Genomic DNA, 18,673 nt, shown 5'->3' on the forward strand with positions numbered 1-18,673 from the left:
TAATGCTGAGGATGATTATTACATATGTGCATATGGAAAAAGATTAATTCCTGTTTCAAGCAAAATTAAAGTATCTAAATCTAACTATAAATCAGTAGTGACCATTTACGAAAGTGAAAACTGTAATGGCTGTCCATATAAAGATAAATGTACTAAAGCTAAAGGGAATAAGAGATTTCATGTATCTAAAGATTTTCTTGAAAAACGTAATGAATCTCTTAAAAATATTTCAACGCCCGAAGGAAAAATTTTAAGAATGAATCGTTCTATTCAGGTCGAAGGTGTATTTGGAGTTTTAAAACAAGATTATGCATTTAGAAGATTCTTACTTCGTGGTAAGAAGAATGTATTGGTAGAATTTACATTGCTCGCATTTGCTTATAATATTCAAAAATTATTTAATAAAAATATTAAAAACACAAATGGAATATTATTACACATTCCTAAAACAGCTTAGTGGAATAATATGTAAAACAAATAGAAGGATTAATACCTTCTATTTGTTGTGTTTAAAATTAAATTTATTACCACTAATTACATAATATAAACTGAATAATTTTTCTAAAAAACAAAAAAGAGGGCGTCTACATAAATGATTTAAAAATCATTTATGAGACGTCCCCTTCTTTATTTTATTGTTCTTTTTCCACGATTACTGGAATTATCATAGGCTTTCTTTTAGTCTTTGTATATAGGAAATGTCCAAGTGAACTCTTGATTTTAGACTTAATTGAATACCAGTCTAAAATATCGTTATCTAAACAGTATTCTACTTCTCTTTTGATTAAATCAGTGGTTTCGTTTAATAAATCATTAGAGTCTTTTACATAGACAAATCCTCTTGAAATTATATCAGGTCCAGAAATGATTTCTTTTGCATCCTTATCTATTGCAAGAACAGCAGTAAGGATACCATCTTGTGATAATACTTTTCTATCTCTTAATACAATATTTCCTACGTCTCCAACTCCGCTACCATCAACATAAACTGTTCCAGTATGAACTGATTTTGTTTTGACAGCTTTCTTGCCTGTAAGTTCAAGTACATCACCGTTATCTAAAAGGAAGATATTCTTTTCATCCATGCCTAAAGATTTTGCCAGTTCAGCATGTTCTTTAAGATGTCTGTATTCACCATGAACAGGAACGAAATACTTTGGCTTTATTAGAGAATGGATAAGTTTTAATTCTTCTCTACATGCATGACCAGATACATGAACTTCTTCCATGGCATCATAGATAACTTCTGCACCTTTGCTTATTAACACATCAATAAGTTTTGTGATAAGCTTTGTATTTCCTGGAATAGGTGAAGCAGAAATAATTATATAATCTTTTTCTTTTAAAGCTATTTTTTTATGGTTGCCTGAGGCGATTCTTGATAATGCAGACATTGGTTCACCTTGACTTCCAGTAGTGATAATAGTAACCTTATTATCAGGATATTTATGTATATCATCAAGTTTGATAATGGTGTTTTTAGGAACTTTTAAATAACCTAAATCCATGGCAATTTGTGAAATTTTCTCCATGCTTCTACCACTAAATGCAACTTTTCTTCCATATGTTATAGAAGAATTGATTACTTGTTGAACTCTATGTACATTAGATGAGAAAGTAGCAACTATTACTCTTCCTTTAGCATTTCTAAATAGTCTTGTAAGATTTTGTCCAATTATAGTCTCGGAAATAGTAAAGCCTTCTCTTGTGGCATTTGTACTATCAGCCATTAATAAAAGAACACGTCTTTTACCTATTTCAGATATACGTTGTAAGTCAATAACTTCGCCATCTACAGGTGTATAATCTATTTTGAAATCACCAGTATGGAAGATGACACCTTGAGGTGTTGTTATTGCTAATGAACATGAATCAGCGATACTGTGACATGTTCTGATGAATTCACAGGCAAAGTGCTCTGTCTTTATAGGTTCCTTTAAAGTGATTTCATTTAATGAGCAGCTTGATACCATATTAAATTCAATTAGCTTGCTTTCAATAAGGCTTAAAGTGAATTTACTTGCATAAACTGGAACATTAATTTCCTTTAATATATATGGAAGAGCACCTATATGATCTTCATGACCATGTGTTATAAAGATTCCTTTAACCTTTTCTCTATTTTCTAAAAGATAAGATATATCTGGAATTACTAAGTCTATTCCGTACATCTCATTGTCAGGGAAAGAAAGACCGCAATCAATTACAATTATTTCATTTTCATACTCAATTGCAGTGATATTTTTCCCAATTTCGCATAATCCGCCTAACGGAATTAATTTTACTTTGCTTTTTTTAGTTCTCATATAATCTCCAATTCTTAACGCAATTTATAATAATTATTATTAAAATCTATAATTTTTCCATATTATAATTAGTAGTTTAATTATATATAATGGTTTCTAATTAATCAATAAAATTTTATTAACTTAAAATAATATCAACTTAATTATATTCTTTTTTTATTCTATGGAAAAAATTTTTGATAAATGAGGTTGATTTTAAGTATAACATAAAATTAACTATGAAATAAATAAATTTTAATATATAATAGTCATAATTACTTTTATGAAGGTAATCATTGTTTAGGTTTTACAATATACTGATAAGGAGAAATAAGGATGAAGAAAATAATTATGGTTATTATTGTTATATTAGCATTGCTTTGTGCTTTAATTTTAGGAATAGGTGGCAACTATTTATATAATCTTGCTGTGAACCCTAGTGTTTCGAAAGATATGGTTTTTAATTCATCAAAAAATGATGTGACACAAGAAGAAACTAGTGGTGATGTTACTGAAGAAACAAAAAATTGGCTGGAGGATGAGAGTGGGTATAGTGATGTATATATCACATCAGATGATGGACTAAAACTTCATAATTATAAGATTATTAATGAATATACCAGTAATAAGTGGGTTATACCAGTACACGGCTATACATCTAGTGGAGTTGGAATGGCTTATTATGCAGAGAAATTTTATAATATGGGATATAATGTAATGATTCCAGACTTAAGAGGACATGGAGAAAGTGAAGGAGATTATATAGGTATGGGGTGGGATGATAGAAATGATATCATGAATCTTATAGATTATATAATTGCTGAAGATAAGAAAGCAGAAATAGTACTGTTTGGTGTTTCAATGGGAGCAGCAACAGTGATGATGGTTTCAGGAGAAGAGCTTCCTTCAAATGTAAAAGCGATTGTAGAAGATTGTGGATATACGTCAGCTTGGGATCAATTTGCCTATCAGTTAAAAGTATTGTTTAATTTACCTGAATTTCCAATGATGAATATTGCAAATATTATATGTAAGATAAGAGCAGGGTATTTTATTAGCGATGCTTCAGCAATTAAGCAGGTAAAGAAATCAGTGACTCCAACACTATTTATTCATGGAGATAGTGATAGTTTTGTACCTTTTGAAATGCAGGAAGAATTATATGAGGCGTGTAATGCTGAAAAGGAAAAGGTTGTAATAGAAGGTGCAGCACATGCAAAAGCTTCTTCTACTAATCCAGAATTGTATTGGACAAGTATAGTTGATTTCTTAGAAAAATATGTAGAATAGTTAAAGTTAAGTTGTTATAATTAAGGTGTAAAAATAATTGTGTATACTTTTATGAAAAAATTACTTTTATAATAAAAAAATTATAATATACATTGACATTAATAAAATAAAGATATATTATATTAGTATAATATAAATGAATAAAATTTTAGAAGACAACGGCGTTTTCAAATGTTTAGGTATCTTATTTTGAGATAGATATCTAAAATATTTGAGGGCGCCTTTTTTGTTTGATGGAGGTACTGTAATGAGTAGATTAAATGAAATATTTGGTTCAAATGTATTTAATGATTCTGTAATGAAGGAATGTTTACCAAAGGCTACTTATAAAGCGCTAAAAAAGACTATTGAAGAAGGAAAAGAATTAGAGCTATCGGTTGCAGAAGTTGTAGCTTCAGCAATGAAAGATTGGGCAATTGAAAAGGGAGCAACACATTTTACTCATTGGTTTCAACCAATGACTGGAATTACAGCAGAAAAACATGATGCATTTATTAATCCAACAGGTAATGGAGAAGTTATTTTAGAGTTTTCAGGTAAAGAACTGATTAAAGGTGAGCCTGATGCATCTTCATTTCCTTCTGGTGGTTTGAGAGCTACATTTGAAGCAAGGGGATATACTGCATGGGATTGTACATCTCCTGCTTTTGTAAAAGATGATACACTTTGTATTCCAACAGCTTTCTGTTCTTATAACGGTGAAGCATTAGATAAGAAAACTCCGCTTTTAAGGTCTATGGAAGCTATTTCAAAGCAAGCGGTAAGAGTGCTTAGAGCATTAGGCAATACAAACACCAAAAGAGTTATTACTACAGTGGGACCAGAACAAGAATATTTCTTAATTGATAAAAAACTATATGACCAAAGAAAAGATTTAATTCTTACAGGAAGAACTTTGTTTGGTGCTAAAGCTCCAAAGGGACAAGAATTAGAAGATCATTATTTTGGAACTATTAAAGAAAGAGTATCAAATTACATGAAAGAAGTTGATGAAGAACTTTGGAAACTTGGAATATATGCTAAAACTAAGCATAACGAGGTTGCACCAGCACAACACGAATTAGCACCTGTATTTACAACAACTAATATATCAACAGATCATAATCAACTTACAATGGAAGTTATGAAAAAGGTAGCATTAAGACATGGACTTGTATGTCTTTTACATGAAAAACCTTTTGCTGGAGTTAACGGTTCAGGAAAGCATAACAACTGGTCTATGGCAACAGATGATGGAATAAATCTTTTAGAACCTGGAAAGTCACCAGAAGCAAATGAACAATTCCTATTATTCTTAGTGGCAGTAGTTAAAGCCGTTGATGAGTATGCTCCACTTTTAAGAGCTTCAGCAGCAAATGCAGGTAATGATCATAGACTTGGAGCTAATGAGGCGCCACCGGCAATAGTATCTATGTTCTTAGGGGAACAACTTACTAATATATTAGAACAAATTGAAAATGGGGATGAGCTTGCTGTAACAACAAATAAAAAGTTAAGGATTGGTGTTTCAACATTACCAGCTCTTCCTAAAGATGCAACAGATAGAAATAGGACTTCGCCATTTGCATTTACAGGAAATAAATTTGAATTTAGAATGTGCCCATCATCAGGTTCAATATCTGGTCCAAACTTTGTTCTTAATGCTATAGTAGCAGAAGTGCTTTCAGAATTTGCTGATAGACTTGAAAAAGCACATGATGTAGAAGCAGAAGTTAATGACATAATTATTGAAACTGTTAAGAAGCATAAGAGAATTATATTTAATGGTAATGGTTATTCTGAAGATTGGATTGAAGAAGCAGCAAGAAGAGGGCTTCCTAATATTACAACAACAGTGGAATCAATAAAGTCATTATTAGATGAAAAAAATATTGAAGTATTGGAAAAACACAATGTGCTTACAAGAGAAGAAGTTCATTCAAGATATGAAATAAGTCTTGAAAACTATAGTAAGACAATTAATATTGAAGCTTTAACTATGATTGAAATGACTAAGAGAGAGATATTACCAGCAGTGATAAGCTTTGCAGGAAAATTAGCTAAAGGAATTAATGAAATGAAATCCACAGGATTATCACTTAGATTAAATTGTCAGGATGAACTTTTAGAAAAAGTATGTATTTTAACAAATAGTGCAGATGAAAAGGTAAAAGTCCTTGAAAATGTTCTTCTTAAGGCTGAAGGGATTGAAGAAAGTTATGAACAAGCATATGCTTATAAGTTTGAAGTAGTTGCAGCAATGGATGATTTAAGAGAAGATATTGATGCTCTTGAAACAATAGTAGGAAAAGAATATTGGCCTTTACCAACTTATACAGATTTATTATTTAGCGTTTAGTTAAAAGTTAGCTATAATTTATCTTAAATTATTATAAATTCCATTATTATATAGGTATATTTGATATAACTATATATGATGGAATTTTTTATCATGCCAGGGTTACATAAAAAATAAAAAAATTAAAATATTACAGAATATAATTTCTATAAATTCCATAAAGTATTAATGTTGCTTGCCATTATAAGATATACATAATATAATTAAAGTGATATGAAAGCAACAGAGGGGGAAGAACATGAAAACAAAAGGCAGAAGTACAGTATTGTTTATACTATCCTTTATTGTTATAGCCTTTTTAGCATTTACAGGCTTTAAAGGTTTTGAAATAGGTGGATGGGAATTTAAGAACTTTGAAAAAACCATTACTAAGGGGCTAGACTTACAAGGTGGAGTATCTGTGCTAATGGAAATAAAAGATGCAGATGTCAGTGTAGAAGATTTAGAAAAAACTCGTGAATTAATTGATTTAAGAGTTAATAAATTAGGAGTTGCTGAAACAGCAGTTACTACAGAAGGAAACAACAGAATAAGGGTAGAAATTCCTGGTCAATATGATTCTAAGGAGTTAGTTGACAGTTTATCTGCTACTGGTGAATTAACATTTAAAGATTCAGAAGGAAATGTTGTTATAAGCGGTTCAGATATTGAAAGTGCAAGTGTAGTTATGGATAACCAAACTAATAAACCAGTAGTATCATTAAAGCTTAATGCAGAAGGAAAAAATAAATTTGCACAAGCAACAGCTGCAAATATTGGTAAAACAATAAGTATTTATATGGATGATGAATTAATATCAAAACCAAAAGTTCAAAGTGCAATAACAGATGGTGAAGCCATAATATCAGGTAGTGCAGATGTTGAAGAAGCTAAAACACTAGCAAGCTTAATCAATGCAGGGGCATTACCAGTAAGCATAGAAGTTGCATCAATCAGCAATGTTGGAGCGCAATTAGGTGAAGAAGCTTTACCTAATGCTATTAAAGCAGGAGCTATAGGTATAGGTGCTATATTCATATTCATGATTGCATACTATAGAATTCCAGGAATTATTGCTTCTATGGCATTAACTTTATATACAACATTAGTACTTTTTATCTTCTCAGAAAATGGTGTTGCACTTACATTACCAGGTATTGCAGCATTCCTGCTTACAGTTGGTATGGCAGTAGACGCTAATGTACTTATATTTGAAAGAATAAGAGAAGAATTAAAGAAAGGCTTATCAGTAAAAACAGCAGTTGATAAAGGATTCCATAATGCATTATCTTCAATTGTGGATTCAAATATCACTACTATAATAGCTGGTTTGGTTCTTTATTATATGGGAACTGGTACTGTAAAAGGGTTTGCAGTAACATTAATGATTGGTATAGTGGTAAGTATGTTTACAGCATTAGTTGTAACAAAGACATTAATGAAATTAGGAGTTAACATGGGATTGTTAAAGACTCCAGCTCACTTTAGAGTAAAGAGGGGGTAAGAAAATGATAAAAGTTGTAGAAAAGAAAAAAATATGGTTTTCAATATCCCTTACAGTAATATTAGTAGGATTAGTTTTATTATTCACTAGAGGGTTAAACTTTGGGATAGACTTTAAAGGTGGAACTAAGCTTCAAGTGGAGCTTGGTGAAAAACTTGATACAGCAGCACTAGATGAAATAATAAATAAATATGATTCATCTGCATCTTGTAAGATTGTTAATGATACTCAGTACGAAATAAAATCAACAGTATTAGATGAAACAACAAGTTCAGAACTTTTAAATGAAATTGAAGAAACTTTTGAACTTGACGATACAGCATTGGTAGAACAAAATCAAATAGGTGGTGCTGTTGGTAAGGAACTTACTAGAAAGTCATTAATTGCAGTTGGAGTAGCATGTGTAGCAATGCTTGTTTATATAGCTATCAGATTCCAACTTGCCTTTGGTGTTGCAGCAATCATTGCTTTATTACACGATGTGCTTATAACGCTAACTGTATATCTAGTATTCGATATAAATATAAATACTCCATTCATTGCAGCAATGCTTACAATTGTAGGTTATTCAATCAATGATACAATTGTTGTATTTGACAGAATAAGAGAAAATGCAAAAGGTATGAGAAGATCAAGTTATACTGAAATAGCTGATAAGAGTATTAATCAAACTTTATCAAGATCCATTAATACATCTTTAACAACATTAATAATAATTGGGGCTGTAAATATATTTGTACCAAGTGTAAGAGAATTTGCATTTCCACTATTTATTGGTATTGCAGTAGGGGCATATTCATCAATCTTTATAGCATCACCGTTATGGGTATTAATAAAGGAAAAAAAGAATAAACATAATACAGCAAAAGTAGCTTAAAGTAATTAGTAAAAAGCAGCCATTCTAAAGGAAAGGCTGCTTTTATTTTTAGCAAAAATAGCAGATAAATAGTACAAAAGTAAGAAAGTTGGCAAAAATTTATTTTTTTTATATAAAACATTTGTAAAGTTCATAAATATACATTATAATATAAATGTTTTCTTAAATATTGTGGAGGAGTTTGTCATGCGTAAGTTTTGGGAAAGTATATATAGTCCAAATTACATAAGTGGATATAATCCCTTTTTACTTAAAGATATGAATAGAGCAATTGAGCGAATGGTATCAGCAATAAATACTAGAGAAAAAATTGTTTTATATGGGATACCAAATGTAGATGGACTATGTGCTATTTCATCCCTAATACTGGTTTTGAAATATTTAAATGCAGATATTGAATATGTAGTCCATGATGATCCTTCGGGAAATTCCAAAATCAATTGTCAAGATATAGTGAATAATGTTCATTTTTTAGGTGGAGAGCTACTTATTAATTTAGGAATAGATTTAAATTCAAAAGAAGAAGAAGAATTATGCAAGAATCTTGGAATTGATATTATTTCAATTGAGAATAAAAATGTAAATACTGATAAAGAATACATATATATAAATCCGTGTCAAAAAGGATGTCAATATAGATATAAGGATTTGTCTATAAGTGGACTAACATTCAAATTGATGCAGGCAATTGCAATTTACTATAATATAAAAAGCATAAATAAGTATTTAGATTTGATTTTAATTGGAGAAAAGTGGGCTAATGTACCATTAAAGGGTGAAAATGGTGTAATATTAAAAGAGGGAAAGAAATTTTTAATAAATACCAATAACTATGGGTTAAGAGCAATAATGGATGCATATGATACTGTTGAAATAGATGATGAATTTATTTGTAAGATAACGGATGTAATTACACCAACAATAAATGTAGTTACAATGATGGATAATGCTCGTATTATTATTGAATTATTGATAACAAATAAAAAGGAACGAGCGCAACAAATTACAAAGTATTTAAATAAATCCAGAGAGAATATATAATTATGTATATATAAATATTAGTGATATTGGAGGAAGAACATATGGATCTTAAAGAAAAGATAAGAGTCATTGAAGGGTTCCCAAAAGAAGGAATAAGTTTTAAAGACATTACTACTTTAGTAGCTGATGGAGAAGCATTTAAAGAATCAATAGATAGGATTGTAGAACATTTAAAAGATAAAAATGTAGATGTAATATTAGGACCAGAAGCTAGAGGATTTATTTTTGGAGTTCCTGTAGCATATGCTTTAGGTGTAGGATTTGTTCCTGTAAGAAAGAAAGGTAAATTACCAGCAGAAACAGTTTCTGTGGATTATTCATTAGAATATGGTGTTGACGTCTTAGAAATTCATAAAGATGCTATAAAAAAAGGGCAAAAAGTAGCTATAGTTGACGATTTATTAGCTACAGGAGGAACTGTTGAAGCAGTTGCTAAACTTGTTGAAAAAGTAGGAGCTGAAGTTGTAGCATTAGATTTTGCTATTGAACTTACTGAATTAAAAGGTAGAGATAAATTAGAAGGTTATGAAATTATGTCATTAGTACAATATGATGTGTAATTTTATTGAAAATAAATAAATTATAATATATAATATTAATAAAAAATGGCTGGTTAGTTAACCAGCCATTGACTTTAGAGTAATAAATTTATCTTAAGGAGATAAATCTTAATGTTAGAGATGTTAGTAAAAAAAATTAAAGAAAACTGTGTAAATATTAATATGGATATGGTAGATAAAGCTTATAATTTAGCTTTTGAAGCCCATAAGGAACAAAAGAGAGATTCTGGTGAGCCATACATCATACATCCAATAGAAGTAGCTACGATTTTAGCAGAACTAGGAATGGATACAAGTACTATTGTAGCAGGGCTTTTACATGATGTAATCGAGGACACTGAATATACTTATGATGATATAAAGAATCTATTTGGTGAAGAAGTAGCCAACTTAGTTAGTGGAGTAACAAAAATAACTAAGATGGAATATAAGTCTAAAGAAGAGCAGCAAGCAGATAATTTTAGAAAGATGCTACTTGCTATGGCTGATGATATTAGAGTAATAATAATAAAATTGGCTGATAGACTACATAATATGCGAACACTTAAGTATAGGAAAAAAGAAAAACAAAAGAAAACTGCTATGGAAACATTAGATATTTATGCACCACTTGCACACAGGCTGGGGATTTCTAAGATTAAGTGGGAACTAGAAGATTTATCTTTCAGATACCTTCATGAAGAAGAATATTATGACTTAGTTAAGCAAGTTGCAGAAAAGAGAACAGAAAGAGAAATATACATTAAGAAGATTATTGAAGATATGTATAATAAGCTTGAAGAAGCTGGAATTGATTCAGATATTGATGGAAGACCTAAGCATTTCTTTAGTATATACAAGAAAATGGTAACTAAAAATAAGAGTATAGAGCAAATATTTGATTTGACAGCCATAAGAGTTCTTGTAAATACTGTGAAAGATTGTTATGAAGTCTTAGGGATCGTACATACAATTTATAAGCCTATTCCAGGAAGATTCAAGGATTATATAGCAATGCCTAAACCTAATATGTATCAATCACTTCATACAACAGTAATTGGTCCACAAGGAAAGACATTTGAGATTCAAATAAGAACTTTTGAAATGCATAGAACAGCAGAATACGGTATTGCCGCTCATTGGAAATATAAAGAAGGCGACAATAATGGTGAAACTAAGGAGAAAAATTTTGAAAGTAAGCTGGTATGGCTTAGAGATATGCTTGAATTCCAAAAGGAAACAGCAGATGCACAAGAATTTATTGAAGGATTTAAAATAGATTTATTTACTGATGAAATCTTTTTATTTACGCCAAAAGGTGTAGTTATCGATTTACCAAATGGAGCAACACCAATTGATTTTGCATATAGAATCCACACTGATATAGGTAATAAATGTGTAGGTGCCAAGGTTAATGGTAAAATTGTACCTTTAGACTATAAACTTAAAACAGGGGAAATTGTGGAAGTATTAACATCAAATAATGCAAAGGGCCCTAATATGGATTGGCTTAATATTGCTAAAAGTAATCAGGCTAAAAGTAAGATAAGATCTTGGTTTAAAAAGGCTAAGAAGGAAGAAAATATCAGCAAGGGAAAAGAATTATTTGAAAAAGAACTTAAGAAGCAAGGTGTTCATTTTGCAGATATTGCAAAAGGAGAAACTTATGAGAAGTTTGTCAAGAGGAATAATATTAATGGAATGGATGACTTGTATGCTTTAATAGGTCTTGGAGCAATTTCAGCGTCATCTTTCATTTGGAAGCTAAAAGATGAAAATCAAAGTAAAGATGAAAAGGTTATTGAAGAAAATACAAATAAAATCATTGAAGATAATATTTCTAAAGCACAAAGAAATAAAATAGATCAAACTGTAGGAATTACCGTAAAAGGTGTTGATAATCTTATGATAAGATTTGCAAAATGCTGTAATCCAGTTCCAGGCGACGATATAATGGGTTATATCACCAAGGGAAGAGGTATTTCAGTACATAGAGCAGATTGCGGTAACTTGAAAAATCTCATAATGGAAGATGGAGATAAGGTTGTTGATGTTTCTTGGGGAACTTCAAATGGAAGAGCTTATATTGCTGAAATCCAAGTTAAAGCTGAAGATAGAAGTGGATTGCTTACTGATATAATGGGAATAATATCAGAGCTTAATCTGCAACTTAACGCTTTAAATGCTAAGTCAGCAAAAGGTAGCATGGCATATGTCAACATAAAGGTTAAGATAGACACAGTTGAACTATTAAAAGATCTCATGAAAAAAATAAGACATCTTAAGGGAATTATTGATGTATATAGAGTAAATAATTAAAGGAAGAAAAAATATGAGAGCAGTAGTACAAAGAGTTACAAGTTCTAAAGTAGTGGTAGACGGCCAAATTACAGGAGCTATTAATAAGGGAATCAATGTGCTTATTGGCATAAGCTGTGATGACAATGAAGAAGATTTAAAATATATAAGGGATAAAATAATCAATTTAAGAATTTTTGAAGATGAAAACTTTAAGATGAATAAATCTTTAATGGATATTGGTGGAGAAATACTTGTAATTTCACAATTTACCTTATATGGAGACTGTAGAAAAGGTAGAAGGCCTAATTTTATGGCTGCTTTAGGAGGAGAAGAAGCAAAAAAATTATATGATCAGTTTGTTTTAATGATTAAAGAGTGTGGCATAAAAGTTGAAACAGGAATTTTTGGAGCTGACATGAAAGTGGATATTCAAAATGATGGACCTGTTACTATACTGCTAGATAGTAAAAAGAACTTTTAGTATATGATTAACTTAGTTAATGATGAACTTAGTAAATGATGAATGATGAATGATGAATTGTGGAATAAATTCCTCAACGGAATTTAGAAAAAATATAATTTTCAGAAATTCTGTAAGAATTTCATCATTAATTCATAATTCGTAATTCATAATTCATAATTTTAAAAAAAGGAGGGTGTTTTGTATGATGATAAAGACTTTTCCTGTGGGGATGCTTCAGGAGAATTGTTATATAATAATAAATGAAGAAACAAATGAAGCTTTTGCAGTTGATCCAGGTGATGAAGGAGCAAGACTTATTGCTAATATAGAAAAATTAGGGTGCACTTTAAAAGCAATTTTATTAACACATGGTCATGCTGACCACGTAGGAGCAGTTGTTGACTTAAAAAATAGATTCAATGTGCCTGTTTATATAAATGAAAAGGAAATCCTTTGTATGAAAAATGATAATACTGTATTTGGTAAATTACCAGAGTGTTATGATTTTATAAAAGATGGAGACGAATTAGAAATTGCAGGGATGAAAATTAAATGCATCCACACTCCAGGCCATACTTTAGGAGGAATGTGCTTCTTAATAGATAATGAACTATTTACTGGTGATACATTATTCCAAGGAGCTGTTGGTAGAAGTGATTTTTATGGCGGAAATCATGGAGAGCTTATTAACAGTATCAATGAAAAGCTGATGATACTTGATAAGAAAACTAATGTATATCCAGGACATGGACCAAGTTCAACTTTAATGTATGAAGCAATGAGAAATCCTTTTTTACAAGATGATTTGTTTTAAACAAAGGAGAAGAAATGGAAATTAAAATTAGATTAAATGATCATAAATATAGATATGATGTTTATCAAATGTTCAATATATATTTTGCACTAGATGAACTGAAATTTGTGGATGATGGTGAATATATAATTAATATTGAAGAAAATAAAATAACGTTTGCTTTTAATGGATATTATAAGGAAAGCTTAATTGGCGAAAATATAAAAGAAGATATTAAAAGATTGGTATTTGAATCATTAAAGGATATTACAGGAGAAGAGCATCCTTGGGGAATACTTGTAGGAATTAGACCATCTAAAATTGCTTTAAAGTACTTAAATGAAGGGAAAAGCAATGAAGAAATAGTGGAGATTTTCAAAGAAAAACATTTAGCAGCAAGAGAAAAAGCAGAGTTATGTATTGAAGTTGCCAAAGCTGAGGAAAGCTTTGTAAATACAGATGAAAAGAAAATAGCTATTTATGTTGGTATGGCATTTTGCCCTACAAGATGCTTCTATTGCTCATTTGCAGCTAACCCAATAATGGGAAATAAAAAGATGGTAAATCCATATTTAGAAGCACTTACAAAAGAAATCAGAGCACTGAAAGAATATGTTAATCTTAAAGGATTAGCAATTGAATCAGTATACTTTGGTGGAGGTACTCCTACTGCAGTAAATAATGATGAGTTTGAAGAAATAATGTCAGAAGTTTATGATGCTTTTGTGAAAGATAAAAACCTTGTGGAATTTACTGTGGAATGTGGAAGACCTGATAGTATAACAAAAGAAAAGCTTTTAACAATGAAGAAATTTGATGTTACAAGAATAAGCATTAATCCTCAAACAATGAATGATGATACATTAAAGATGATTGGAAGAGGACATGACTCTGACAGCGTTATTGAAAAATTCAATATGGCCAGAGAAATGGGCTTTGATGATATAAATATGGATATGATTATAGGACTTCCAGGAGAAGGTATCAAAGAAGTAAAGCATACTAAGGATGAAATACTTAAGCTTCATCCAGATAGTCTTACAGTACATGGACTATCATTAAAAAGAGCATCAATTCTTTATGAAAATTTCATACTTAAAAAAGGTATTCAAGTGAAAAAACAAAAAGAGCTGGCAGATATGTATGAAGAAAGCAGAATTTTAGCTTCAGAGCTAGGATTAACTCCATATTATATGTATAGACAAAAAAATATGGTAGGCAACATGGAGAATTTAGGGTATTCTAAGAAGGGCAAAGAATGTATTTATAATATTCAGATGATTGAAGATAAGCAGACAATTATAGCCCTAGGAGCAGATGCTGTTACTAAAGCTGTATTCTTAAAAGAAGATAGAATTGAAAGGTTTGGTAATGCTAAGGACCTAAGAGAATATATAAATAGAATTGATGAAATGATTGAAGGAAAAATTAAGTTATTAGATAGCCTATATAAATAGCAAAAGGCTTTTTTATAGACAAAAAACACATGCTTTATGTGTGTAAGTCGTATATAAGGAGGAATAGTGTAAATGGAAGTTCAAGCACCAAAAGGTACGAAGGATATGTTACCACAAGATGCGTATAAATGGCACTTTGTAGAAAATAAATTTAGAGAAATAGCAAAGTTTTATGGAATGAGAGAAATCAGAACGCCAATGTTTGAGCATACTGATTTATTTTTAAGAGGTGTAGGAGATACAACTGATATAGTACAAAAGGAAATGTATACTTTTAATGATAAAGGAAATAGAAGTATTACATTAAAACCAGAAGGTACTGCACCAGTAGTAAGAGCATTTATTGAAAATAGACTGTTTAATGAGGCACAGCCTACAAAGCTTTATTACGCAATACCATGCTTTAGATATGAAAATGTACAAAAGGGAAGATTAAGACAATTCCACCAATTTGGAACAGAAGTTTTTGGTTCTAAGGAACCATCAATGGATGCAGAAGTAATTGCTTTTGCAATGGAATTTTTAAAGAGTCTTGGTTTAAAAAGCTTAAGCTTAAATATAAATAATTTAGGATGCCCTAACTGTAGACCTAAGTATAATGAAGCATTAAAGAAATTCTTAGAAGAAAACTATGATGATTTATGTGGTTTATGTCAAAGCAGATTTGAAAAGAATCCAATGAGAATTCTTGATTGTAAAAATAAAAATTGTGGTGAAATTACAAAAAATGCACCGATAATCTTAGATTACATGTGTGAAGAATGTGATACTCACTTCACTGAAGTTAAGAAGTATTTAGATGCATTAAATATACCTTATACAGTGGATCCAGGAATAGTTAGAGGATTAGATTACTATACAAAGACTATTTTTGAAATATTAAATGATGATTTTACTGTTTGTGGTGGAGGAAGATATGATAGGCTTATAGAGCAACTTGGTGGTCCAGAAATGCCAGCAGTAGGTTTTGGTCTTGGAATAGAAAGACTTCTACTTACACTTCAAAATGAAGGTATTGAAATTCCAAATGAAGGATTATATGATTTATACATAGGAGCTAGAGGAGAAGATGGAAAGCTTGCATCATTCAAGCTGGCAAATGCTTTAAGAACTAGAGGTATAAAGACTGAAATAAACCATATGGGAAGAAGCTTAAAGGCAGAAATGAAGTATGCTAATAAGATTGGAGCTAAGTTTACTGTAGTTTTAGGTGATGATGAGCTTCAAACTGGAAATGCAAAGTTTAAGAGAATGAGCGATGGTGAGCAGTTTGAAGTGAATTTAAACAATATAGAAGAAATAGTAGCAATACTAAATAGTTAGGAGGAAATTATAATGGGTGAGGCACTAGGTGGCTTAAAAAGAACTATGATGTGTGGTGAACCTAGAGAAGCAAACATAGGAAGTAAGATTACTCTTATGGGATGGGTTCAAAGAAATAGAAAGCTTGGAGGTCTTGAATTTATAGACCTTAGAGATAGAACTGGAATAATGCAAATTGTTTTTGGTGAAGAGATAAATGCTGAAAGCTTTGAAAAAGCTAAAAGCGTTAGACCAGAATACTGTATAGCTGTTACTGGAGAAGTTGTAAAAAGACAATCTCCTAATGAAAATATGCCAACAGGAATGGTTGAGTTATTATGTGAAGAAATAAAAATTCTTTCTGAATCAGATACTCCACCAATATATATAAAAGAAAATTTAGATGCAGCAGAAAATATAAGATTAAAATATAGATATTTAGATCTTAGAAGACCTGATATGCATAGAATATTTGCTATAAGAAGCAAAACTACTAAGGTAATAAGAGATTATTTAGAAGAAAATAATTTCTTAGATGTTGAAACTCCAGTTTTAGGAAAATCAACACCAGAAGGTGCAAGAGATTATTTAGTACCATCAAGAAATTATCAAGGAAAATTCTATGCACTTCCACAATCTCCACAATTATATAAGCAATTATTAATGATGTCTGGTTTCGATAGATATTATCAAATAGCTAAATGCTTTAGAGATGAAGATTTAAGAGCTAACAGACAACCAGAATTTACTCAAGTAGATATGGAATTAAGCTTTGTGGAGCAAGACGATGTAATGGCATTAAATGAAGGATTAATTGCTAGAGTATTTAAGGAAGTAATTGGTGTAGATGTACAATTACCAATAAAGAGAATGACATTCAAAGATGCCATGGAGAAATATGGTAGTGATAAACCAGATTTAAGATTTGGTATGGAGATCACAAATATTACTGAAGCTGTTAAAGATATGGACTTCGTAGTGTTTAAATCAGCTATAGAAAATGGTGGTTCTGTTAGAGCATTATGCTTAAAAGGTGGAGCATCACTTGGAAGAAAACCAATTGATAAATTAGGAGAATTCGTTAAGACTTATAGAGCAAAAGGTCTTGCATGGATTCAATTAAAAGAAGATGGAGTTAAATCTTCTTTAGCTAAATTCTTAACAGATGATGTAACAGAAAATATAGTGAAAACTATGGGAGCTGAAACTGGTGATGCAATATTCATCGTTGCAGATAAAGATTCTGTTGTATTACAAAGTTTAGGGGCATTAAGATTAGAACTTGCTAAGCAATTTGATTTAATAAAAGATAAAAATGAGTTTAACTTCACTTGGGTTACTGAATTCCCATTCTTTGAATACAGTGAAGAAGAAGAAAGATTTAAAGCATGTCACCATCCATTTACATCACCAATGGATGAAGATTTAGAATTTGTTGAATCTGATCCAGCTAGAGTAAGAGCTAAAGCTTATGACTTAGTATTAAATGGTGAAGAATTAGGTGGAGGATCTATCAGAATTCATGATTCTGCTGTCCAAGAAAGAATGCTTAAAGCATTAGGATTCACTGAAGAAAGAGCTTGGGAATCATTTGGATTCTTATTACAAGCACTTAAATTTGGAGCACCACCACACGGCGGATTAGCATTTGGTTTAGATAGAATGGTAATGTTCTTAGCTGGAACTGAAAATATTAAGGATGTTATTGCTTTCCCTAAAAACCAAAACGCTTTCTGTTACTTAAGTGAAGCACCAAACGTAGTTGATGAAAAACAAATTGATGAATTAGGATTAATAATCACAAAAAAAGAAGAAGAATAATTTTAAAAGAGGCTATAGCTTTAAAGGCATAGCTTCTTTTTTTATCTTTAAGCATAAAAAATATATATTTGCAGAAAATATAAATAAGCTTTTTTATGCTATAACTTTAGGAGGGATTATAATGAAAAACAATTCTATGAATAAGATGAAGAGAACCATGAAGAAGAGCATGAAAAAAAGTAATGTATTAGTTGAAATGGCAGAAGATTTTAAAGATTTAATTACAAATGCGAAAGTATACAAAAAATTAACGAAAAGAAAATAATATATTTTTCAATATGGCCCTAGGAAATCTAGGGCTATATTTATTAAGTGCGATAGATTTTGTAAATTTAATAAAAAATGATACAATATAACCTATATAATGAAGTGTAGGAGGGAAAGAAAAATGGATAATGATAAATATAGAAAAGATATTTCCAATAGACTTAAGAGAATTGAGGGGCAAGTTAAGGGAATACAGGGAATGGTGGAAAAGGATGCATGTTGTGATGATATCCTTATTCAGATTTCAGCTGTAAGATCTGCTATTAATAAAGTTGGAAGCATGATGATAGAACATTATGCCAATAACTGCATGGGCATTGAGAAGGATAGTATTGAAGAAGCTAGAATAAAAAAGCTTGTCAAAACTATAAATACATTTATAAAATAATGATGAACTATATTTATATAATTCATCA

Annotated in this window: 16 protein-coding genes; 15 read left to right on the forward strand and 1 reads right to left on the reverse strand. The window is 30.5% G+C overall.

The window, feature by feature from the left end:
- Positions 1–457: transposase (locus Q5O44_RS07470; RefSeq protein WP_302637641.1), on the forward strand; the 457-nt coding region annotated here is incomplete at its 5' end.
- Between the two features lie 175 nt (positions 458–632).
- On the opposite strand, the gene Q5O44_RS07475 is transcribed toward Q5O44_RS07470, so the two are convergent.
- Positions 633–2,306, reverse strand: a complete 1,674-nt coding sequence (locus Q5O44_RS07475) for a ribonuclease J (RefSeq protein ID WP_022167783.1) — start codon at positions 2,304–2,306, stop codon at positions 633–635.
- A gap of 315 nt (positions 2,307–2,621) precedes the next feature.
- Between Q5O44_RS07475 and Q5O44_RS07480 the strand changes: the two genes are divergently transcribed.
- The 14 genes from Q5O44_RS07480 to Q5O44_RS07545 all read left to right on the forward strand — a co-directional run bounded on the left by Q5O44_RS07480 (position 2,622) and on the right by Q5O44_RS07545 (position 18,645).
- Positions 2,622–3,575, forward strand: coding sequence for an alpha/beta hydrolase (locus Q5O44_RS07480; RefSeq protein ID WP_022167784.1), 954 nt, complete (start codon positions 2,622–2,624; stop codon positions 3,573–3,575).
- A gap of 247 nt (positions 3,576–3,822) precedes the next feature.
- Positions 3,823–5,913 carry a glutamine synthetase III gene (locus Q5O44_RS07485; RefSeq protein WP_302637642.1) on the forward strand — a complete coding sequence of 697 codons (2,091 nt, stop codon included), beginning with the start codon at positions 3,823–3,825 and terminating at the stop codon, positions 5,911–5,913.
- A gap of 238 nt (positions 5,914–6,151) precedes the next feature.
- Positions 6,152–7,396 (forward strand): protein translocase subunit SecD, encoded by a 1,245-nt coding sequence (gene secD, locus Q5O44_RS07490; RefSeq protein ID WP_022167786.1) that lies wholly within the window; start codon positions 6,152–6,154, stop codon positions 7,394–7,396.
- Between the two features lie 4 nt (positions 7,397–7,400).
- Positions 7,401–8,273, forward strand: coding sequence for a protein translocase subunit SecF (gene secF, locus Q5O44_RS07495; RefSeq protein WP_022167787.1), 873 nt, complete (start codon positions 7,401–7,403; stop codon positions 8,271–8,273).
- Positions 8,274–8,459: 186 nt separating this feature from the next.
- On the forward strand, positions 8,460–9,314 hold the full coding sequence (locus tag Q5O44_RS07500) for a DHH family phosphoesterase (protein WP_022167788.1): 855 nt from the start codon (positions 8,460–8,462) through the stop codon (positions 9,312–9,314).
- A 41-nt stretch (positions 9,315–9,355) separates the two neighbouring features.
- Complete coding sequence (locus Q5O44_RS07505; RefSeq protein WP_022167789.1) at positions 9,356–9,874, forward strand: adenine phosphoribosyltransferase; 519 nt, start codon at positions 9,356–9,358, stop codon at positions 9,872–9,874.
- A gap of 111 nt (positions 9,875–9,985) precedes the next feature.
- Positions 9,986–12,172, forward strand: a complete 2,187-nt coding sequence (locus Q5O44_RS07510) for a bifunctional (p)ppGpp synthetase/guanosine-3',5'-bis(diphosphate) 3'-pyrophosphohydrolase (protein ID WP_022167790.1) — start codon at positions 9,986–9,988, stop codon at positions 12,170–12,172.
- Between the two features lie 13 nt (positions 12,173–12,185).
- Positions 12,186–12,635 carry a D-aminoacyl-tRNA deacylase gene (dtd, locus tag Q5O44_RS07515; protein ID WP_022167791.1) on the forward strand — a complete coding sequence of 150 codons (450 nt, stop codon included), beginning with the start codon at positions 12,186–12,188 and terminating at the stop codon, positions 12,633–12,635.
- 184 nt (positions 12,636–12,819) lie between these two features.
- The gene (locus Q5O44_RS07520) at positions 12,820–13,431 is read left to right on the forward strand and encodes an MBL fold metallo-hydrolase (RefSeq protein ID WP_022167792.1); all 612 of its coding nucleotides are present in this window, start codon (positions 12,820–12,822) and stop codon (positions 13,429–13,431) included.
- A gap of 14 nt (positions 13,432–13,445) precedes the next feature.
- Complete coding sequence (locus Q5O44_RS07525; RefSeq protein WP_022167793.1) at positions 13,446–14,867, forward strand: coproporphyrinogen III oxidase; 1,422 nt, start codon at positions 13,446–13,448, stop codon at positions 14,865–14,867.
- Positions 14,868–14,939: 72 nt separating this feature from the next.
- Positions 14,940–16,190 carry a histidine--tRNA ligase gene (gene hisS, locus Q5O44_RS07530; protein WP_022167794.1) on the forward strand — a complete coding sequence of 417 codons (1,251 nt, stop codon included), beginning with the start codon at positions 14,940–14,942 and terminating at the stop codon, positions 16,188–16,190.
- A gap of 12 nt (positions 16,191–16,202) precedes the next feature.
- Positions 16,203–17,990, forward strand: a complete 1,788-nt coding sequence (aspS, locus tag Q5O44_RS07535; protein ID WP_022167795.1) for an aspartate--tRNA ligase — start codon at positions 16,203–16,205, stop codon at positions 17,988–17,990.
- Positions 17,991–18,111: 121 nt separating this feature from the next.
- Positions 18,112–18,255: a hypothetical protein gene (locus Q5O44_RS07540; protein WP_022167796.1), complete on the forward strand. Its 144-nt coding sequence runs from the start codon at positions 18,112–18,114 to the stop codon at positions 18,253–18,255.
- 123 nt (positions 18,256–18,378) lie between these two features.
- The gene (locus Q5O44_RS07545) at positions 18,379–18,645 is read left to right on the forward strand and encodes a metal-sensitive transcriptional regulator (protein WP_022167797.1); all 267 of its coding nucleotides are present in this window, start codon (positions 18,379–18,381) and stop codon (positions 18,643–18,645) included.
- Positions 18,646–18,673: the final 28 nt, after the last annotated feature.

It is taken from the genome of Clostridium sp. CAG:221, from assembly GCA_000435835.1.
Classification (GTDB): domain Bacteria; phylum Bacillota; class Clostridia; order Clostridiales; family Clostridiaceae; genus Clostridium.